This is a genomic window from Paractinoplanes abujensis, assembly GCF_014204895.1.
In the GTDB taxonomy this organism is placed as follows: Bacteria; Actinomycetota; Actinomycetes; order Mycobacteriales; family Micromonosporaceae; genus Actinoplanes; species Actinoplanes abujensis.
In genome coordinates this window covers 4,303,880-4,323,466 of record NZ_JACHMF010000001.1, presented here as the reverse complement: position 1 = coordinate 4,323,466, position 19,587 = coordinate 4,303,880, and the positions used below count along the sequence as shown (strand labels likewise).

Genomic DNA, 19,587 nt, shown 5'->3' with positions numbered 1-19,587 from the left:
CTAGGCCACCCACCACCAGCCGTCGCCCAGCCGGCGCCGGGGGTAGCCGAAGTCCCCCGACGCGGTGGTGATCCTCGTTTCCGCGGTGGGTGGTTGGGTCAGGTAGGCCAGTCCGGTTCCTGCTTCGGCGCGCCAGTTCTGCCACAGCTGCACGAAGAGGACGGTGTCGCCGGCGTACGCGTAACCGCTCGGGGACAGGGCGCGCAGGTCGGGTGGGAGGGTCAGCCCGTCGTCCTCGAGGCGTCCGGCTCGGTAGTCCTGGGCCAGCGAGGCCAGGGCGGTCCGATGCTTGCGGAACTGGTAGTCGACGTAGCCGGTTTCGTAGTCACGCGGGACGGCAGCGATCCCGGCCACGACGGCCAGCAGCAGGCTCACCGCGGCGACGCCCCATGCGCTGCGCGCGCAGGCGAACAGGATGACCGCGGTCGACACCAGGGCGGCCACGACGAAGGCGCCCAGGAAAATCGCCAGTCCGACGTACGGGCCGCCGAGCGCGGACGTCTCGACGAGCCGCCGGAGCGGGAGCAGCAGCAGCCAGCCGGTGCCGCCGAGGGCGATCCGGAGCAGGCCGCGCCGGCTCCACAGCCGTACGCGTGGTGCGGGAATCTCCGGCTGGCCGGCCGTCTCCCACAGGAATGTCATGCGGAGATCGTGCGCTTACGGCCGTCGTCCCCGGAAGGCGCGACACAGAACCTCCACACGATCTCCCTACTCAGGTCAATAGCTGCGGGCCGACCTTTCGGATGGCGTGCAGCCCGCGCCGGGCCACCGGGTCGCCGGTTGCGGCCAGCCCTTCGAGGCGGCTGCGCCAGAACGTCCAGCGGGGCAGGTTGTAGCCACCTTCGGAGAGGCCCTCGCGTTCGGCCAGTTCGTGCAGCCGGCCCGGTCCGGGCCCGAAGGTGCGCCGGTGCCGGGTGGCGGTGGCCAGTTCGGGGCCGCAGTGCTCGAACCATGCGACGGCCGCGGGCAGGTGCTCCGACGGCTTCGCGAACGTCTCCAGCGCCGTTCCGATCGACCACAACCCGAACAGCGAGAAGTCGATCCCGGCCGCGGTCAGCCGGGCCGCGAACTCGTTGAGCCGGGTCCACGCCTCGACGCTGCGATCATCCGGCGGCACCAGATTCCACGCCTCGCGCATCTGCGCCCCGAACACCGGCAGATCACCGAAGAGCCGCCGCCCACCGATCTTGACGCCTTCCACTGCGGTTTCCCGTACGCCCGTGACCAGCGCAACCAGCTCGTCGAGGGGTTGCTCGCCGGTTGCGGCGGCGTCCACGACGTCGCCCCACAGCTCCCACAGCAGGCCCTCGATCGTCTGCTCGGACGCGCCCGCGGCGGCCGCCCGGACGATGTTGGTTATCGACATATCCAAATGCATGAGATTTTATGAATCCGACCCGAGCCGGAAATCGATCTCGACCAACGTGCTCACCGTCCGGCTTACCTCTGAGGGTTTGAGGAGTGCTCCTTGAAACAACGTACCGTCGTGCTGGCCGCCGTCTCCGCGATCGCGGTGACCGCCGGCTTCACGGCTACCCCGGCGGCCGCCTTTGAATCACCAAGCGGCGGCGCTCCGGGCGCCATCGAGAACGCGCTCGGCGAGGACAACCTGCCGCACCCGCTGGGCGACCAGCGCGAGGCCGAACGCACCGAGGCCCTCGAGAAGCTCATCGCGGGCGAGGTCACGAGTGAGAGCCGTACGGGCTCCGAAGTGATCAAACTGGGCCAGGGCCGCTTCGTCGAATATCGGAAGAAAGCGACGAAGACCGACCCGATCCTGACGTTCCTTGTCGAATTCGGCGACACCGTCGACCCGGCCGCGGGTGGCACGCCCGGACCGTTGCACAACCAGATCGCCCAGCCCGACCGGGCCAACGACAACTCGACGATCTGGGCGCCCGACTTCAGCCCGTCGTATTACAAGAAACTCCTGTTCGACAAGAAGCAGGAGTCGATGACGACGTTCTACTCGAAGCAGTCGGGCGGGCGGTACACGGTCGGCGGCGACGTCTCCGAGTGGGTCAAGCTGCCCTACAACGCGGCCCGCTACGGCAGCAACGAGCTGTCCGAGGAAGACACGTACTGGAACTTCGTCAAGGACAGCGCCACCTCCTGGTACGAGTCGCAGGTCGCCGCGGGCAAGACGCCCGAGCAGATCAAGGCGTACCTGAAGACCTTCGACGTCTGGGACCGCGACGACTACGACAACGACGGCGACTTCAACGAGCCCGACGGCTACATCGACCACTTCCAGGCCATCCACTCCGGCGAGGGTGAGGAGGCCGGCGGCGGCGCGCAGGGCACCGACGCGATCTGGTCGCACCGCTGGTACGCGTTCTCCGATCTGGAGGGCACCGCGGGCCCGGCGAACAACCTGGCCGGCGGCGTGCAGATCGGCGACAGCGGGTTCTGGATCGGCGACTACACCACCGAGCCGGAGAACGGCGGCCTCGGCGTGTTCGCCCACGAGTACGCCCACGACCTGGGCCTGCCCGACCTGTACGACACGGCCGGCGGCGACAACGGCACCGGCTTCTGGACCCTGATGTCGGCCGGTTCGTGGCTGGGCCGCGGCGCCCCGACGATCGGCTCCACGCCCGGCTACATGGGCGCCTGGGAGAAGATCTGGCTGGGCTGGTCCACCTTCGTGACCGTGAAGCCCGGCCAGGCCAAGTACGTCACCCTGGGCACGGCCGCCAACGGTCAGGGCGTGCTGCCCCAGGCCGTGGTGGTGCCGCTGGCCGACGGCTCGTACTACGCGGCGGAGTACCGGACGTACACCGGCTACGACGAGGTGCTCAAGACCGGCCCGTACAACTGGGGCTGGCAGAACACCCGGCCCGACTGGGCGGAACGGTTCCCGTACCAGGACGGTCTGGTTGTCTGGTACGTGAACCCGGCCGCCGGCAACAACAACACGAGCCGCCACCCCGGCACGGGTCTGGCCCTGCCGGTGGACGCGCGCCCGGCCCCGATCGTCTTCCCGGACGGGGCGCTGCTCGGCAACCGCCGCCAGCCCTTCGACGCCTCGTTCGGCCTGCAGAAGACCGACCCGGTGACGTTCCACCGCAACGGCACCCCGGTCGCGGTCCCGCGCCAGCCGGCGATCCCGACGTTCGACGACTCCGACCCGCTGCGCTACTGGAACGCGGCCAACCCGCAGAACTCGGTCAAGGTGGCCGGCGCGGGCGTCAAGATCGAGGTCAAGACCCAGATCACGGGCCTGATCCCGCTGATGACCCTGAAGGTGACCCCGCCCAAGGCGTGACCTCCGGCCGGGCCCCGTACGTGGTACGGGGCCCGGCCCGGTCCGAAGGGGACGACACCGTACCGTCGTCTATGGCATGATCTCCGCGCCTCACCACTTCTCCGCCGCAGGGATCGCCATGTTCTCGTTCGTCAAGCGGGCTCGTCCGGTCCGCCTCCTGGCCGCCGCCGTGGTTCCGGCCCTGCTGCTGGGGGTCGGAGGCGCCGCCGCGGCCGCCACCCACACGCTCACCGTCACCGTGATCAACCGCAACGGGGTCAAGGTCAAGGCGGGGATCAAGCTGGTCGACGTGGTCAGCAGCTCGACCTACTCGGCGACCTCGGGCGCCGCCAAGAAACTGCCCAAGGGCACGTACGCCGTGCTGACCTCGGTGACCACCGGCGCCACCATCACGCTGTCCGGCAAGGCCGTGAAGGTGTCCGGCTCGACCAAGCTGACGATCGACGCCCGCCAGGGCAAAGGCGTCGGGCTGGCGGTGAGCCCCGCCCCCACCGGTCTCGAGCGCACGATCACCATGCGCATCTGCACCCGCACCAGCGCGAGCGACGGGGTCGAGGCGTCGGCTTCCCCCGGCACGAAGCTGTTCATCGTCCCGTTCGCCTCGAAGTATCTCGGCTTCGCCGCGCTCGGATCGTGGAGCGACCACTCCGGCACCTCGAACAGCTACGCGGTGCTGCACCACACCAACGGCGTGCCGGGTGGGCTGGGCCGCACCTTCAGCAAGGGCCAGCTGGCCGCCATCAAGGTGGTGCAGAAACGCGGACCGTCCGGCTCGATCTACTCCGACCTGGCGATGCAGGCGATCGGGGGCGGCTGCGGCGACAGCCTGTACGCCGGTCTGGGCGGCACGGACCGGCCGACCGCCACCACCGTGTTCGCCTCGCCCGGCACGTGGGACGTCCGGGTCAGCTCGTCGGCGCCCACCAAGACCGGCGAGACGTGGAACATCGGCAGCTACTTCGCGCAGCGCAAGGTCGCGGCCGGGAAGTCGTACGGGCTGAACTTCTTCAACTCCGCCTGGGGGCCCAGCGCGCAGCTGCCGGTCACCATCCGGGGCCGGATCTCGTTCGGCCTCAACGAGATGTTCGCCGACCCGGGGTTCCCGCGCGACGGCTCGGTCGAGGGCGGCGACAAGGCCGTGGCGACGCTCGACTTCGGTGGCAAGCGGGTGGCCGGTAAGCAGGACAAGGGCTGGGAGCCCGAGATGACCTACCTGTACTACACGGTCAAGAAGGCCGGCTGGTACACGCTTACCACCACCGCCACCCGCTACTACCCGGAGATCACCTTCCCGGCCGGGATGATGTCGACGACCAGCCGGGTGACGTACCGGTTCCAGTCCAAGCCGAACGCGAGCGCACTGGCCGGCGTCTACTCCGCGCACCTGCTGCCGACCGGTCTCAGCCTGACCAACAAAGCCAAGGCGGGCAGCACCACCAAGGTCGCGATCCGGTTGTACCGCACCTCGGGCGACCCCGACGCCAAGCGCGGCACCGACCCCAAGCTGAGCAAGCTGACCGCGCAGATGTCGCCGGACAGCGGCCAGACGTGGCGCACCGTGCCGGTGCAGAAGGTCAACGGCACCTGGTACGCGACGGTCACCAACCCGAAGACCAGTGCGGTCGCCCTCAAGGTCCGGGCCACGGTGGCCGGGGGCGCCTACACCGAGGCCACCGTGTTCCGGGCGTACGGGATCGGCTGATCACGTCCCCGTCACGGGCGTGTCGTACAGCTCGGTGAACCGGGCGCGGCGCTGCGCGTAGTGGTCGGCGTGCGCGGCCACCGGCTCGTACGTGGTGCCGGTGGCCCGGGGCGCGCGCGGCGTGTCCGGGGCCAGCACGTCGAGGGCGAGCAGCGCCGAGCCCCGCTGGGTGGAGCGCCGCCGCGTCACGTGCGTGACCGGGCGGCCGAGCACGTCCGCCAGCACCTGCAGCCACTCGGGCCGATCGTTGCTGACCCGGCCCGCCGCCGCCACTTCGAGCACCTGCGGGGCGGCCGGGTGCAGCTCGTCGGCGACCCGCGCGTACGTCAGGGCCACCCCCTCGACGATCGCGCGGAACAGCGTGTCGGCGTCCGTGGCGGCCGAGACGCCGGTCAGGGCGGCGCGGGCCCCGCCGGCCCAGCCCGGGGCGCGTTCCCCGGTGAAATACGGCAGCACCAGCGGCGTGGCGTCGCTCGGCGGCGCGCTCAGCACCCCGGCGCTGTCCGCGCTCAGCCGCAACGTGTTCTCGGCCCAGCTCACGGCGCGGCCGACGTCGTTGATGGCCCCGCCCAGCAGGGTCCGCCGCGCGTCGACCCGGTAGTTCCACAACCCGAACGGCAACGGGTCGGCCGGACCGTCGAGCAGCACCCGCAACGCGCCGCTGGTGGCGGTGGCCGCGGTGAGCACGGTGGCGTCGGTCGCCCCGGAGCCGACGTTGCTGGCGAAGCCGTCGGTGATGACGGGGAACCAGCGGGCCCGGGCCAGGGCGGGCCGGCCCTGCGGGCCGGCCGCCACCGGATCGGTCAGGTCGCGCGGCGGGGCGAACTGCCCGGGCTCGGCCCCGGCCGCCGCGAGCAGTTCGGCGTCGAGCTCGCCGGTGCGGCGGTCGAGCAGGCCGGTCCACGCGACGGTCGACGTGCCGGCCAGCGGCTCGCCGATCAGCTGGGCCCAGACGTATTCGCCCAGGGACCACCAGCGCGTGGCCGCGGCCACCACCCGCGGCTGGGTGGCGGCCAGCCAGCGCAGACGCGGGGCGTGGTAGCTGGTGTGCAGCCGCGTGCCGGTGCGCTGCTGCACCGCGTGCTCGTCCAGTTCCCGGCGCAGCCCCGCGACCTCGCCCGCGCTGCGCGAATCGGCGTACGTGAGGCACGGGGTGAGCGCCCGCCCGGCCGCGTCCACCCCGATCAACGAGGCGGCGAACGTGTCCATGACGACCCCGGCGATGCGGGTGCCCAGGCGCGGGTCACCGGTCACCGCGTCCAGCACCTGCCCGACCTCGGCGGTCACCTGATCGGGGTCGATGACGGAGGTGCCGTCGGGCGCGACAGTGAAGGCGTGCGGCACCTTGTGCTGCAGGCCGTGCACCGGCCGGCCCGACGCGTCGTGCACCCCGCCGCGGGTGGCGGTGGAACCGATGTCCAACGCCAGAACGAGCGGGTCCAGCGCGGCCTTGAGCTCGATGTGGTCGTCGATCCGGGTCATGGCAGTCCTTGTCGTCCTCGGCGGCGCGGACCACCCGCAGCCCCGACTCGACATTGCCCCGGCCCGGCGGGAAATATGCCCTACGGCGCTGATCACCCGATCGGACCTGGAAGAGTCGAAGGACGTGCGGTCCTTCACCCTGGCGGCTGCCACCTATGGCGTCGCCGCTGTTGTCTCAGCGGTCAGCGCGGGCTTCGACACGGCGACCGGACTGCAGCACGGCGCCGAAGCGGTGGCCCTGCTGGCCCTCGCCGCGTGCGTCGTCCTGGCCGGCTCCGCGGCACCGCGACTGCTGGTGGTGTTCTGCCTGCTGCTGGCCGCCCGCGCCACGATCGACCTGATCGCGAGTCGAACAGCGATGCCTGCCCCTGCCCCCGAGGACCTGAACGGTTGCCCGGTGGAGACGGAAGCGACCACCGCCTACTGGCGTGGTCAGCTGCGCTACAGCCAGTTCGGCGAGGTTCTGCGCGCGGGCGCCCTGGCCTGTGCCATCCCGATCGTGCGGATGCGGCCCGGTGGTCGCCGCCGGTATGCGGTCACGGCGCTCCTGCTCGTCCTGCCGATCCTGTACGCCCTCTTTCCGTTCTTCTCGGCGTCCGACGCCGCGGGTCTGCTGGCGGTGGCCGTGCCGGGACTCGTCAGCGTCGCGCTGGCGGCGGCCCTCGTCGTCGTGACCGCGCCCCGTACAGCCGGCGGCGCGGGGCTGATCGTGGGCGTTGCTTTGCTCGCGCTGCCCGCGGTCTTCGCGGTGGAGAACCTGGCCGGGATCTACTGGCAGCTGCCGGACCCGGTCGATACGGCCGGCGTGTTGTGCTTCTCGGCCGTGGCAACCCCTGGAGCACCGCCGGTGCAGTGGTCCGCCGCGGTGACCGTCGTATACCTGCTTCTGTTATCCGCGCCCGCCGTGCTCGCCTGGTCGGCGACGCGTCCGGACGACGCTGCCCGCTCGCCTGCCGGGCCGGACAAGAATGCTCTCTGAAAGACGTCTTGCCGCGGGCTGCCTGATGGTGCAGGGCTACCCTGCTGGACCTTGGACGGGTGGCTCGCAAGCCAGGTGGTCGCACTCCGAAACTCGCCCGGAGCAGGTTTGCCTCCGGCAGGGGATGGTCGCGGCATTCGCGCGTAGGTTGTGGGACCAGTATTCCGACGGCACTTCGTGATCTTGGCGCGTCGAGTCAGAGGCTGGCCAGTTCCTCCAGGAGTTCCGGGCTGGGGATGAGCGGGGCGAGGAGGTCTTGGACGTACTGTCGGCGGTCGTCGGCCGGCATGGTGGACCAGATCGTCGACTGTTCGATGTGACGGCGGACGTAGTCGACTCGGTGAGGATGCTGGTCCGCCTGTCGCCACTGCTCCCACCGTTTGTCCGGCTCGGCGTCGGTGAGCATGTCGATGAGTCGGTGCTGCACGGCGGCGATGTGAGAACTGCCCAGGAATGCATCGGCGGGCGTCTCGTCGAACGTGGTTTCGAACAGCATCCGGTGCAGGGAGCGGGCCTGGTCGATGCTGTCGAGGGGCAGCTGCCATGGGGTCACGGCGATCATTATCGGTTCCCGCCTGCCGTCACGGTCGCAACGCGTGGCGGGTACGTCCCGGCGCCGGTAGTGCGATCGTCTGGCCTGGCCTGCACGGAGCGCCGCCACAGCCACCAGCCAGGAGCGAATTCGATGTCGCGGGGCGCGGCGAGGAAGACGTTGAGCAGGCGTCCGATCTCGGCGATGGTCAGCACGATGGGGGTGTCAGTGGCTGGCAAGAGTCTTCACAGATCGAAGACTGGCTATGTACGGTCGGGGGATGCGTAGACGTCTCGCAGTGCTTCTGGCTTGTGCTCTGCCGCTGACCGCGGCCGCCCCGGTCTCGGCCGCCGCGGCGGTGCCGGTGGTGGCTCTGGGCAGTGTCATTCCGGCGCCGGTCGAGGTGCGGCCGGGTGGAGCCGGGTTCACCGTGACGTCCAGGACCGTGATCGAGGCGCGGGGCGGGGCGCGTGGGGTGGCCGAGCGGCTGGGGGAGGCGTTGCGCCTGCGGGTCGTCGGGCAGGCCCCGGGCCGTACTCCGAAGATCGCTTTGGAGCTGGGGCGCGTGAACGGGAAGCCGGAGAGCTATCGGCTTACCGTCGGCAAGCGCGGCGTCACGCTGCGGGCGGCCACACCGGCGGGGCTGTTCAACGGCGTGCAGACGTTGCAGCAGCTGGTGCCGGCGAGCGGGGCGGGGACGATCGCCGGTGGGGAGATCGTCGACTACCCGCGGTTCGGTTATCGGGGGACGATGCTGGACATCGCCCGGCATTTCCATACGCCGGACGAGATCAAGCGGCACATCGACGAGATCAGCAAGTTCAAGGTCAATTACCTGCATCTGCACCTGTCGGACGATCAGGGCTGGCGCATCCAGATCGACTCGTGGCCGCGGCTCACGACCGTCGGCGGGGCGGCCGGCACCGGGGTCGACGGGGTGGGCGGCGGCTTCCTGACCAAGGCCGGCTACCGCGACCTGGTGCGGTACGCGGCGAGCCGGTACGTGACGATCGTGCCCGAGATCGACATGCCGGGGCACGTGAACGCGGCGCAGGTGGCCTACCCCGAGCTGACCTGCGACGGGGTGGCGCCGCCGCCGCGTACGGACACCGCGGTCGGCTACAGCTCGCTGTGCATCGGCAGCGAGACGACGTACCGCTTCGTCGAGGACGTGATCCGCGAGCTGGCGGCGATGACACCCGGGCCTTACCTGCACATCGGCGGGGACGAGGCGCACGCGACCACCGAGGCCGACTACCTGACGTTCCAGAAGCGGGTGCTGCCGCTGGTCACGAAATACGGCAAGACCGCGTACGGGTGGAACGAGATCGCGGCGGCGCCGGAGGCCGGCGTCGCGGTGGCGCAGTACTGGAGCTCGGCCACGCAGAACGCGACAGTGGCGGCGGCGGTGGCCAACGGCACCAAGGTGATCATGTCGCCGGCCAACCTGGCGTACATCGATCAGAAGTACGACCCGTCGACGCGGCTCGGGCTGAGCTGGGCGGGGTACATCGAGGTGCGCAAGGCGTACGACTGGGACCCGGGCACGCACGTGACGGGTGTGCCGGAAAGCGCCGTGCTCGGCGTGGAGGCGCCGCTCTGGTCGGAGACGCTGCGCAGCCTGGACGACATCGAATACATGGCGTGGCCGCGGCTGGCCGGGCTGGCCGAGCTGGGGTGGTCGCCGGCGCGGGACTGGGAGTCGTTCCGGGCGCGGCTGGGGGCGTACGGACCCCGCTGGACCGCCCGCGGCGTCGACTTCTACCGCTCGCCGCAGATCGACTGGGCCGGCTGACGGAACCCGGGCGGTGACGGCGGTGTCTGCCTGACATGAGGACACTTGCCGTCGTCGCTGCAGTGTTGTTGCTGGGCGGCTGCACCTCCGCGACGGAGGCGCAGCCGCGGGCCGGAGAACAATGCGGCGAGACCATCCGCACCGATGCCCTGCCCGAGTGGGCCCGCGCCGGCTTCAGCTGGGACGGCAGCGGCACCAAGCACGTCTACAGCGCTGAAGGCGACATCCTGGCCATCCTGTTCGGCCACCCGTTGAGCAGCCCGTCCGCCCCCGACCGCAGCAACAAGATCCTCTGGGTCGCACGTGATCAGTACGAGCACGGTGATCTGCGAATCGACGCGGAGCTGGCCGGCACCACCACCCGCGCCGAGGCGAAGGTGGCCGGCGGGCCCGGGCCGTCGATCATCGATCTGCCCCGGCCCGGCTGCTGGCACGTCACGCTGACCTGGCCCGGCCACACCGACTCGATGGACCTGACCTACGGCGCGCCCTCACCGTGACTCAGGCGCAGCAGCAGTTCGCGTGTGCGCTGCCTCTTCGCGGGGTTGGGCTCGCCCTCGTAGATCGCCGCCAGCGAGGCCCCGTCGGCGGCCTGGGTGATCAGCAGGACCCGGTCGGGGTGCAGCCCGTCGGCCTCGAACTGCTCGGTCCAGTGCCGGGTGTCGGCCCGCATCACCTCGTCGACCCCGGGCACGGTGGACAGGGCCGCGACGAGCCGGATGTGCTCGGGCGCCACTGAGCCGTCCTTGAGCTCGTCGAACACCGCGTTCACGTACCCCCGGACGAGCCGCCCGGCCGCGTGGTCACGCGGGTCGACGGCCGCGTCGACAGCCGTACGGAACTGCTGCATCTGATCCTCGGCGAGCTCCCGCAGCAGCTGGTCGCGGCTGCGGAAGTGGTGCAGCAGGCCGCTCTTGGACACCCCGGCGTCGCGGGCGATCACGTCGAGGCTGACCCCGGCGCCCTGGGCGGCGACCGTGCGGGCCGCCGCGTCCAGCACCAGCCGTCGCGTCCGTGCCGTGTCGCGCATGGTCCCCCCGGAATCTGAGTCGGCCACGTCACCATAGTAGCCGACCATTTGGTCTGTACTGCCGACCGGATGGTCGGCTAACGTCGACGGCATGACGGTGGGAACAGATGAGCGCGCCGGGGTGCGCCGGTGGGCCGCCCTGGCCGCGCTCACGCTGGCGGTGACGTTGCTGGCGGTCGACGGGACGGTGCTGGCGCTGGCGGTGCCCGCGTTGATGGCGGATCTGGAGCCGACCGGTACGCAGTTGTTGTGGATCGGTGATGTCTACTCGTTCGCGCTGGCCGGTCTGCTGATCAGTATGGGCACGCTGGCTGATCGGATCGGCCGACGCAGGTTGCTGTTGTTCGGGGTGGCCGGGTTCGGGGCGGCGTCGTTGCTGGCGGCGTTCGCGCCGGGTGCGGGGTGGCTGATCGCGGCGCGGGTGCTGCTGGGGGTGGCCGGGGCCACGTTGATGCCGTCGACTCTTTCCCTGGTACGCAATCTGTTCCCCGAGCCTGGTCTGCGCACGCGGGCCATCGCTGTCTGGGCGGCCGGGGCGTCCGGTGGCGCCGCGCTCGGCCCGCTGGTGGGCGGGGTGCTGCTGGAGCACTTCTGGTGGGGTTCGGTCTTCGTGATCAACCTGCCGATCATGCTGCTCGTCCTGCTCGGGGTGGCGTTGCTGGTGCCCGAGTCGCGCAACCCCGCGCCCGGCCCGTTCGACCCGTTGAGCGCGCTGCTCTCAGTGACCGCCGTCGTCCCGATCGTGTGGGCCGTCAAGCACGTCGCCCACGAGGGTGCCGACCTGCCCGCCCTGATCGCTGCGCTGGCCGGCCTGGCCTGCGCGATCTGGTTCGTGCGGCGGCAGCGGGCGTTGCCGTCCCCGCTGGTCGACGTCACGCTGTTCACCCGCCCCGCGTTCAGCGGGACGATCCTGGCCAGCATGATCGCGATCTTCGCGTTCAGTGGGTTGTTGTTCTTCTTCTCGCAGTACTTGCAGCTGGTCCGGGGATATTCGCCGCTGCAGGCGGGGTTGCGGGAGCTGCCGTTGACGCTGGCCTCGATTGCCGTGGTGGCGGTGGCGGTGCGGGTGATGGCCCGGCTGGGAGTGGGGCGGGCCCTGGGAGCGTCGCTGCTGGCGGCCGCGGCGGGGCTGGCTGTGCTGGCGGTGGGGGAGGGGCTGAGCGGTTTCGCGGTGATGGCGGTGGGGCTGGTGGTGGTCGGTCTGGGTGTGGGGCTGGCGTTCACGGCGGCGACTGATGCTGTGCTGGCTGCGGTGCCGGCGGAGCGTGCGGGTGCGGCGTCGGCGATTTCGGAGATGGCGTACGAGCTGGGGGTGGCTTTGGGGATTGCGTTGCTGGGCACGGTGCAGGCGGTGCTTTATCGTGACGCGTTGCCTGATCTGTCGGGGTGGCCGGTGGGGTCGCGGGCGGCGGTGGACGAGTCGTTGGCTACGGCTGTGCAGTCGGGTCCGGCGGTGCTGGTGCCGGCGGCGCAGGAGGCGTTCTCGTCGGCCATGCAGACCACCTCGTACGTGGCGGCGGTCCTGCTGCTGGTGGCCGGTCTGCTCGCGTGGCGCCTCGTCCCGTCGGAGCGGGTCGCGTCCTAAAGGTCGCCGAACTGCCGGGCCAGCAACCGCCCCCGCGCCCGGATGCGCTCGTTGCCCTCGGCCGTGTTGTAACCCGCGTACAGCGGCCACTGAAATATCAGTATCGCGAGTTCTTCGGCCAGCGTCGCGCGCCTCAGTTCCGGGCGGCCCGGATAGTTCTCGAGCGGCACCCGCACGCCGGCCGGAGTGGCCCGCACGCTCAGCAGGGCCAGATCCGACGACGGCCGCCCGGAACCGGTCGACTGCCAGTCGCAGAAGACCAGGCAGCCGTCGTCCACGGTGATGTTCTCGGTGTGGCAATCGCCGTGGACGAACGCCGTTCCCGCGCCTGCCATGGCGGCTCGCAGAGGTCCCGCGTCCGGCTCCGCTCCCCAGAACTCGTGAACAAGGGCAAGGTCCGGTCGCGCCATCGCCTCGGTCAGCGGGTCCGGGGCGGCCCACGGCGGCGGCGGTGCCGCGTGCAGGGCGGCCAGATCGGCGAACAGGGCGGCCCACATCGCGTCCGTCCACTGTGTGACGTCGACCGTCGCGCCGGCCGCCCCGAGCAGCAGCGCGTCGTCCCGGTGACCCAACAGCTCCGGCACGCGCACCGGGACATCCGCCGACCGGTAGAAGTCGAGCTCGCGCCGGTTGGTGCCGACCTTGAGGAACGCGGGCCGCCCGCCGGCGGTGGTGACCGGATGGACCCCGGCGCCCGACCGCGACTCCAGCTGTCCCGGGCCCGTGCGCGGCGTGACCCGCAGGGCCGCCATGGCCGCGCCGGTGTTCACGGCTTCGAGATGTACGTGACCAGCAACGTCACGGCCGACGCCACGATCAGCGCGTTGAACAGGAAGGCCGTCACCCCGTGGACCAGCACCTGGCGGCGGATCCGGGTCTGGGTGACCTGCACGTCGGTGGTGCCGAAGGAGGTGCCGATCGCGACCGAGAAATACGCGAAGTCGACCACGCCGGGTTCCTCGTCCCCGGGGAACGTCAGCCCGCCGCCGGTGGCGTACAAACCCAGGTAGGCCATGGCGAACCCGGTCTGCAGCACCAGCCAGCAGGAGACGACCGCGATGACACAGACCGTGACGACGACCGGCGGTGGCCCGCCCAGCGTGCGGGCCTGCGGCAGGGCGATGACCGTGGCGACGAGCGCAACCGACGCGGCCGCCTGCGCGAACTGTTCCGGCGCGGACGCCAGCAGCCGGTCGGTCACGGTGCGCCGCCGGGAGGCCAGCGCGACGGCCCGCGCGGCCGGAGGATCCCGCCGGCGGAAGACCAGCCAGGTCAGCAGCAGGTAGACGACGGCGTAGCAGTCCCAGCCGGCGAGCCACTGCACGACCGGGTCGGCGGGCACCAGGAAGCCGAGGAGCACCACCGGCAGGGCCAGGATCTGCCGCGACGACTCACGCGTCCACCAGCGCAAGGGTTGACCAGCCATGCCGCCCAATATGCCGTACGCGCAAGATCGACGCAGCCCCAAGATCAGCGGTCAGCCCGGCAGGAACACGGCCCGCAGGCAGCCGTCCTCTTTCTCCTTGAAAATGCGGTAACCCTCGGGCGCCTCGGTCAGCGGCATCACGTGGGTGGCCAGATACTCGGTGACCAGTTCGTCCTTGGCCATCCGCTCGAGCAGCATCGGGATGTAGCGCTGCCCGTGCATCTGCGCCCCCCGTACGGTCAGGCCCTTGTTCATCATCGCGCCCAGCGGGAACTTGTCGACGAACCCGGCGAAGACGCCCAGCACGAAGACCGATCCGCCCTTGCGGCAAGCGTGAATCGCCTCGCGCACCGCCGAGGGCCGGTCCGTCTCCAGTCGCAGCTGCTGCTTGACCTGGTCGTAGACGTTCTGCGGGCCGGCCGTGTGAGCCTCCATGCCGACCGCCTCGATGCACACGTCGGGGCCCCGGCCGCCACTGCGTTCACGCAGCTCCAACGCGACGTTCGTGCGCTCGTAGTTGAGCGTCTCGACGCCGAACTGCTTCTCGGCAGGCTGCAGCCGATAGTCGTAACGGTCGATCAGGATCACCCGGTCCGCGCCGAGCAACTGGGCCGCGCGCGCCGCCATCTGCCCGACCGCACCCGCGCCCCACACCGCGACCACGTCGCCCGGCTTCACACCACCCAGGTCGGCGCCCATCCAGCCGGTGGCGGCGGAGTCCGAGGCGAACAGTGCCCGCTCGTCGCTGACGTGGTCGGGCACGGTGAACGCGCCGACGTCGGCGAACGGCACCCGCACGTATTCGGCGTGGCTGCCCGGGTTGCCGCCCATCGCGTGGGAGTAGCCGAAGCAACCGCCGGGAGCCTGCCCCCACAGCGTCTCGGTGATCGCCGGATTGGTGTTGCCGTTGTCGCACAGCGAGAACAGCTGCTGCGAGCAGAAGTAGCACTTGCCGCAGGCGATGAACGACGACACCACCACGCGATCGCCGCGCCGGTGCCGGCCCACCTCGGAACCGACCTCGACCACCTCACCCACGAACTCGTGCCCGAGCACGTCGCCCTTCTCCATGAACGGGATGTAGCCACCGATCAGGTGCAGGTCGGAACCGCAGGTCACCGTGCGGTTCACCTTGACGATGACGTCACCCGGATTGACGATCCCGGGGTCCGGCACCTCGCCGACGGCCAGCTTGTTCACGCCGTTCCACTGCAGAGCCTTCACAACAATCCCCCCGTACGGGTCCGGCTCGTCACCGAGCGCAACGGCAGGTTGAACAGCGTCGGGGTCGTGGTGGGGCCGCCCGGCCGCAGCACGTCGCCCACCTCCAGCAGCGAGCGGCTCTCGCGCAGGATCCGCTGCACCTCACCGTCGGACGGTCCGCCGTCGAAGGCCCGGGCGTGCACCTCGGTGCCCCGGTCGCCGGGCGCGGCGACCAGCCGGACCTCCAGCGTGCGCAGCTCCTCGGGCAGGTTCGCGTCCACCTCGGTCAGCGGGCGGTACACGGTCAGGGTGTGCCAGCGCGGCTCCCCGGTGGACGTGCGGGCGCGGCGGGCCAGCGTGACAGCGGCGGCACCACCGGCGACGGCGGCCACGGCCAGCGCCGTACGGGTAACGGGTCTCATGAAGGGCGAATACCGGCGGGGCGGGTTCCCAAACGCGCGGATCGGACCGGACGGCGGTCGCGCAGCAGGGCGACCGTCCACAGCGCGGCCAGGACCAGGGCCAGCAGCAGGGTGCGCGGCTCCCGCTCGGCCAGGAAGAGCAGGGCGACGAGCCAGGAGGCGAGGACGAGCGTACGGAAGACCATGCCGGTGTCATGCCCACCGCTGACGGTCCGCGGGGGCCAGCCGTGGCACCCGCGGGTCAGCCGCGGAACCGGCGCAGCTATGTGCCGGCCGCGGCGCCGGGCCGTTTCGAGTGCCGGCCGCGGTGCCGGGCCGTTTCGAGTGCCGGGCCGGTTCGTGGGTCAGCCGTGGTGCCGGGGCAGGGAGACCTCGACGCATTTGCCCGAGGACGACGCCCGCGCCCGGATCGAGCCGCCCGCGGCCGCCACCAGGCCGCGCACCACCCACAACCCGAGGCCGCGGTCGGTCGGCGGCGGTGTGCGGCGGCGCAGCGCGGCGGTGAGCCCGGGCGACGGGACCCCGGTGTCGAACACGCTGAGGCGCAGCCGCGAGCCCCACCGGCGCGCGACGAGCCGCACCGGCCCGGGGGAGTGGCACATCGCGTTGCCGACCAGGTTGAGCAGGATCTGGCGGGTGTGCTGGGGTTGAACCGGCCAGGCGGCGGCGCGGCGGGTCATGGTCACGGTCAGCCGATCGGGCCCGCTCGCCGCGGCGGCACCGGACCAAGACGTCGCGGTGGCGTCGGGCGAAGTCGTCGCGGTGGCACCGGACCAAGTCGTCGCGGTGGCGTCGGGCGAAGTCGTCGCGGTGGCGCCGGGCGAGAACGCCGTGGTGGCGCCGGTCAGAGTCGTCGCGGCGATGCCGGGCAGAACCGCCGACAGCGGGACGGCCGCTGCGCGCGCCGGGGCCAGGCCGTTCGCCGCGGCCGCGGCCTGCCCGAGCACGGCTTGCGCGTGGACGGCGTGTTCGGCGGCCAGCCGGGCCAGTTCGCCGCGGCGCTCCTCCGGCTGGTCGCGCTCCAGGGCCTGCACCAGCGCGGTCAACGTGGCCATGGGTGGACGGAGCTCGTGGCAGACGCTGCGCAGCAACACGACGCCGGGGTCGGGCGCACGCCGCGGCCGGATCAGGCGCATGACCGGGCGTGGCAGGGGCATGCCGCCGCCATGCAGAAAACGGTTCGGGTGGCGATCGTCGATGACCATGACTTGTTCCTCCGGGGTCTGGAGCTGCTGCTTCCCGAGGCGACCGGGGGCCGGGTGACCGTGGTCGCGTCCACCGGGGACGCGGCGTACGCGGCCAGCGTGGTCCGCCACGCGGTGCCCGATCTGGTGCTGGTGGACCTGCACATGCCGTACGCGGGGAAGGGGTCGGCCGCCCCGGGCGGGATCAGGGCGATCACGGCGATCCGCGCGGCCTCCCCGCGGGCCCGGGTGCTGGCGATGTCCGGCGACGACGACCCGGCGCTGGCCGTGGCCGCGCTGCACGCCGGCGCGGTCGGCTTCCTGCCCAAGAGCAGCGAACCGGCCTCCCTGCTGCCGCCGCTGCTGGCCGCGCTGGAGGGCTGGGCCGTGCTGCCCGCCGCCCTGCTGCCCGTGCTGGCCGGGCCGCCCGTGACCAGCCCGGCCGCCGAGTCGCTGAGCGACGACGATCGGGCCCTGCTGCGGCTGATCGCCAACGGCGCGTCGACCGTGCAGATCGCGGCCGAGCTGCACGTCTCCGAACGTACGGTGAAGCGTCTGACCGCCGGTCTGCTGCGCCGCCTGCGGGTCTCCAGCCGCACCGAGGCGGCCGCGCTGGCCGGGAGCGCCGGTCTGGTGTAGCGGGACATGCGGGCCTGGATCCCCCGATCGGCGACGCTCAATCAGATCAAAATCTGGGTCAGCAGGAAGGCGTTCAACGCGATCACGAGCACCGCCACCGCCGCCCCGACCGCGGTGGTGAGCGGGTGGTTGACGTGGTCGCCGAGCACGTCGCGGCGCCGGGTCAGCCAGATCAGCGGGATCAGCGCGAACGGCACCCCGAACGACAGCAGCACCTGCGACCAGACCAGCGCCACGGTGGGGTCGACCCCCAGCACCAGGATGATCATCGCGGGGGCCATCGTGAGCAGCCGGCGCAGGGTCAGCGGGATGCTGCGCCCGATGAAGCCCTGCATGACGACCTGACCGGCGTACGTGCCGACGCTGGACGAGGCGAACCCGGAGGCCAGCAGGGCCACCGCGAACGCGATGGCCGCGCCCTGGTCGAGTGTCACCCCGAGGCCGTGGTGGATGCCTTCGATCGTGTCGGTGCCCGGCAGGCCGGAGCCGTGGAACAGTTGCGCCGCGATCACCAGCATGGCCAGGTTGACCAGGCCCGCCGCACCCAGCGCGAGCAGCGTGTCGGCCCGCTGCCAGCGCAGCGCGGTGGCCAGGCGCACCGGGTCGGCGGTCGTCCGCGAGGTGGTCAGCGCGGAGTGCAGATAGATGACGTGCGGCATGACGGTGGCGCCGAGGATGCCGGCCGCCAGGATCATGCTGTCCACGCCCGAGAATGACGGCACCATGCCACTGGCCAGCGCGCCGGCGTTGGTTCCGGAGCGGATTCCGGTGTACACGAAGCCGATCATGATGACGGCGAGCAGCCCGGTGATCGCGGTCTCGAACCGGCGGGCGCCCCGGCTGTGCAGGGCGAGCAGCGCGACCGCGACCGCGCAGGTGATCAGGCCGCCGATCGGCAGCGGGATGCCGAACAGCAGGTACAGCGCGAGCGCGCCGCCGATGATCTCGGCCAGGTCGGTGGCCATGGCGACCAGTTCGGCCTGCACCCACAGCCCGGCCGTGACCCGGCGGGGCAGCCGGTCGCGGCACAGCTCGGGCAGGTTGCGCCCGGTGACCAGGCCCAGCTTGGCGGAGAGCGACTGGATCAGCATCGCCATCAGGTTCGCGGCCACCAGCACCCAGACGAGCTGGTAGCCGAAGGTCGCGCCGCCGGTGAAGTTGGTTGCGAAGTTGCCGGGGTCCGCATAGGCGATCGCCGCCACGAAGGCCGGCCCGAACCACGGCGCCACCCGGGCCACCCGCTTGCGCAGCGGCGCCGTCACATCGAGAACCACCATGCCGCCTGGCTTGCCCGCCCTCGCGGGACCGCCGGGGCCACGGGCGGCCCCGGCGGGCCGTGGGCCCGGGCATTCACCACGGCGTACGGATTCGACAACCGGAGAGGTAGTACGCCATGTTCAAGCACGTTGATTACCTGCAGTACCAGGCCAAGCCCGAGAAGCCCGACGCGTTCTTCGCGGCCAAGCTCCAGGAGCTGGTCGGCGGCCAGTTCGGCGAGATGACCGTGATGATGCAGTACCTGTGGCAGGGCTGGTCGTGCCGGGTGCCCGGCAAGTACAAAGACATGATCATGGACATCGCGACCGAGGAGATCGGCCACGTCGAGATGCTCACGACGATGCTGGCCCGGCTGCTCGAGGGGGGCCCGGCCGAGGCCACCGAGAAGGCCGCCGCGGCCAACCCGGTGCTGGCCGCGGTGCTGGGCGGGCAGAACCCGCAGCACTCGATCGTCACCGGCGGCAGCGCGATGCCGACCAACAGCCAGGGTGTGCCGTGGAACGCCGGTTACATCGTGGCCAGTGGCAACCTGCTCGCCGACTTCCGTTCCAACGTCTCGGCCGAGGCGCAGAGCCGGTTGCAGACCAGCCGCATCTACAACATGACCGACGACCGCGGGGTCAAGGACATGCTGCAGTTCAACCTGGCCCGCGACACCTATCACCAGCAGCAGTGGCTGCTCGGCATCGAGCAGCTGATCGAGGACGGTTACACCGAGAACGGGATCGAGGACTCCAACGGCGAGTTCGAGAAGCAGGACCAGAACCACACGTTCTACAGCTTCGACCCGGAGAGCACGGCCGGTGAGGGCCGGTGGGCGCGAGGTCCCGCGCTCAACGGCAAGGACGAGATCATCTACGTGCCGGATGCGCAGCCGCTGACCGACGACAAGCCGCTGGGGCCCGCGCCGGACCCGAAGCTGTTCGTCACGTACGACGGGTCGATGGGCAAGGGCAAGCCGGGCACCGGCGCCGGTGCGCACGCCCAGGGTGTGGCCAACGTCGTCAACAAGATCAAGGGCGCGCTGGACTGACCCGGATGGCCCGGGTTGCTCGGGTTCGT

General features: G+C 71.2%; 20 protein-coding genes. 8 read left to right on the top strand and 12 right to left on the bottom strand.

Annotation, left to right across the window (positions count from 1 at the left end; all coding sequences use genetic code 11):
* Together BKA14_RS19390 and BKA14_RS19385 are read right to left on the bottom strand one after the other, a co-directional pair.
* The gene (locus BKA14_RS19390; protein WP_184952340.1) at nt 1-642 is read right to left on the bottom strand and encodes a hypothetical protein; all 642 of its coding nucleotides are present in this window, start codon (nt 640-642) and stop codon (nt 1-3) included.
* Nucleotides 643-712: 70 nt separating this feature from the next.
* Complete coding sequence (locus BKA14_RS19385; RefSeq protein ID WP_184952339.1) at nt 713-1,366, bottom strand: DUF3632 domain-containing protein; 654 nt, start codon at nt 1,364-1,366, stop codon at nt 713-715.
* A 102-nt stretch (nt 1,367-1,468) separates the two neighbouring features.
* Here BKA14_RS19385 and BKA14_RS19380 point away from each other — a divergent pair, with 102 nt between their 5' ends.
* Both BKA14_RS19380 and BKA14_RS19375 read left to right on the top strand, forming a co-directional pair.
* Nucleotides 1,469-3,268: an immune inhibitor A domain-containing protein gene (locus BKA14_RS19380; protein ID WP_203722418.1), complete on the top strand. Its 1,800-nt coding sequence runs from the start codon at nt 1,469-1,471 to the stop codon at nt 3,266-3,268.
* 76 nt (nt 3,269-3,344) lie between these two features.
* Entirely contained in the window at nt 3,345-4,970 is a 1,626-nt protein-coding gene (locus BKA14_RS19375) for a hypothetical protein (RefSeq protein ID WP_184952338.1), read from the top strand.
* Here the strand turns inward: BKA14_RS19375 and BKA14_RS19370 are convergent, their stop codons facing one another.
* Entirely contained in the window at nt 4,971-6,452 is a 1,482-nt protein-coding gene (locus tag BKA14_RS19370; protein WP_184952337.1) for a gluconokinase, read from the bottom strand.
* On the opposite strand from BKA14_RS19370, the gene BKA14_RS19365 reads away from it, so the two are divergent.
* On the top strand, nt 6,451-7,431 hold the full coding sequence (locus tag BKA14_RS19365; protein ID WP_184952336.1) for a hypothetical protein: 981 nt from the start codon (nt 6,451-6,453) through the stop codon (nt 7,429-7,431). The genes BKA14_RS19370 and BKA14_RS19365 overlap by 2 nt on opposite strands.
* A 196-nt stretch (nt 7,432-7,627) precedes the next feature.
* On the opposite strand, the gene BKA14_RS19360 is transcribed toward BKA14_RS19365, so the two are convergent.
* Entirely contained in the window at nt 7,628-7,993 is a 366-nt protein-coding gene (locus BKA14_RS19360) for a hypothetical protein (protein ID WP_184952335.1), read from the bottom strand.
* A 250-nt stretch (nt 7,994-8,243) separates the two neighbouring features.
* On the opposite strand from BKA14_RS19360, the gene BKA14_RS19355 reads away from it, so the two are divergent.
* Nucleotides 8,244-9,758, top strand: a complete 1,515-nt coding sequence (locus BKA14_RS19355) for a beta-N-acetylhexosaminidase (RefSeq protein WP_184952334.1) — start codon at nt 8,244-8,246, stop codon at nt 9,756-9,758.
* Nucleotides 9,759-9,793: 35 nt separating this feature from the next.
* Nucleotides 9,794-10,258 carry a hypothetical protein gene (locus BKA14_RS19350; RefSeq protein WP_184952333.1) on the top strand — a complete coding sequence of 155 codons (465 nt, stop codon included), beginning with the start codon at nt 9,794-9,796 and terminating at the stop codon, nt 10,256-10,258.
* Here BKA14_RS19350 and BKA14_RS19345 read toward each other — a convergent pair.
* Nucleotides 10,237-10,815 (bottom strand): TetR/AcrR family transcriptional regulator, encoded by a 579-nt coding sequence (locus tag BKA14_RS19345; protein ID WP_184952332.1) that lies wholly within the window; start codon nt 10,813-10,815, stop codon nt 10,237-10,239. The genes BKA14_RS19350 and BKA14_RS19345 overlap by 22 nt on opposite strands.
* A 64-nt stretch (nt 10,816-10,879) precedes the next feature.
* On the opposite strand from BKA14_RS19345, the gene BKA14_RS19340 reads away from it, so the two are divergent.
* On the top strand, nt 10,880-12,373 hold the full coding sequence (locus BKA14_RS19340) for an MFS transporter (protein ID WP_184952331.1): 1,494 nt from the start codon (nt 10,880-10,882) through the stop codon (nt 12,371-12,373).
* Here the strand turns inward: BKA14_RS19340 and BKA14_RS19335 are convergent.
* The 6 genes from BKA14_RS19335 to BKA14_RS19310 all read right to left on the bottom strand — a co-directional run bounded on the left by BKA14_RS19335 (nt 12,370) and on the right by BKA14_RS19310 (nt 16,581).
* On the bottom strand, nt 12,370-13,143 hold the full coding sequence (locus BKA14_RS19335) for a phosphotransferase (protein ID WP_184952330.1): 774 nt from the start codon (nt 13,141-13,143) through the stop codon (nt 12,370-12,372). The genes BKA14_RS19340 and BKA14_RS19335 overlap by 4 nt on opposite strands.
* The gene (locus tag BKA14_RS19330; protein WP_184952329.1) at nt 13,140-13,799 is read right to left on the bottom strand and encodes a DUF1345 domain-containing protein; all 660 of its coding nucleotides are present in this window, start codon (nt 13,797-13,799) and stop codon (nt 13,140-13,142) included. The genes BKA14_RS19335 and BKA14_RS19330 overlap by 4 nt, the downstream gene beginning before the upstream one ends.
* A 51-nt stretch (nt 13,800-13,850) precedes the next feature.
* On the bottom strand, nt 13,851-15,023 hold the full coding sequence (locus BKA14_RS19325; protein ID WP_184952328.1) for a zinc-dependent alcohol dehydrogenase: 1,173 nt from the start codon (nt 15,021-15,023) through the stop codon (nt 13,851-13,853).
* The gene (locus tag BKA14_RS19320; RefSeq protein ID WP_184952327.1) at nt 15,020-15,424 is read right to left on the bottom strand and encodes a hypothetical protein; all 405 of its coding nucleotides are present in this window, start codon (nt 15,422-15,424) and stop codon (nt 15,020-15,022) included. Before BKA14_RS19320 ends, BKA14_RS19325 begins: the two co-directional genes overlap by 4 nt.
* Nucleotides 15,421-15,609 carry a hypothetical protein gene (locus BKA14_RS19315; protein WP_184952326.1) on the bottom strand — a complete coding sequence of 63 codons (189 nt, stop codon included), beginning with the start codon at nt 15,607-15,609 and terminating at the stop codon, nt 15,421-15,423. The genes BKA14_RS19320 and BKA14_RS19315 overlap by 4 nt, the downstream gene beginning before the upstream one ends.
* A gap of 159 nt (nt 15,610-15,768) precedes the next feature.
* Nucleotides 15,769-16,581 (bottom strand): sensor histidine kinase, encoded by an 813-nt coding sequence (locus BKA14_RS19310; protein WP_184952325.1) that lies wholly within the window; start codon nt 16,579-16,581, stop codon nt 15,769-15,771.
* Nucleotides 16,582-16,590: 9 nt separating this feature from the next.
* Here BKA14_RS19310 and BKA14_RS19305 point away from each other — a divergent pair, with 9 nt between their 5' ends.
* Nucleotides 16,591-17,247, top strand: a complete 657-nt coding sequence (locus BKA14_RS19305) for a response regulator (RefSeq protein ID WP_184952324.1) — start codon at nt 16,591-16,593, stop codon at nt 17,245-17,247.
* A 41-nt stretch (nt 17,248-17,288) separates the two neighbouring features.
* Here BKA14_RS19305 and BKA14_RS19300 read toward each other — a convergent pair whose 3' ends face one another.
* On the bottom strand, nt 17,289-18,524 hold the full coding sequence (locus BKA14_RS19300; RefSeq protein WP_184952323.1) for an Nramp family divalent metal transporter: 1,236 nt from the start codon (nt 18,522-18,524) through the stop codon (nt 17,289-17,291).
* A 116-nt stretch (nt 18,525-18,640) separates the two neighbouring features.
* On the opposite strand from BKA14_RS19300, the gene BKA14_RS19295 reads away from it, so the two are divergent.
* Complete coding sequence (locus tag BKA14_RS19295; protein ID WP_184952322.1) at nt 18,641-19,558, top strand: manganese catalase; 918 nt, start codon at nt 18,641-18,643, stop codon at nt 19,556-19,558.
* Nucleotides 19,559-19,587: the final 29 nt, after the last annotated feature.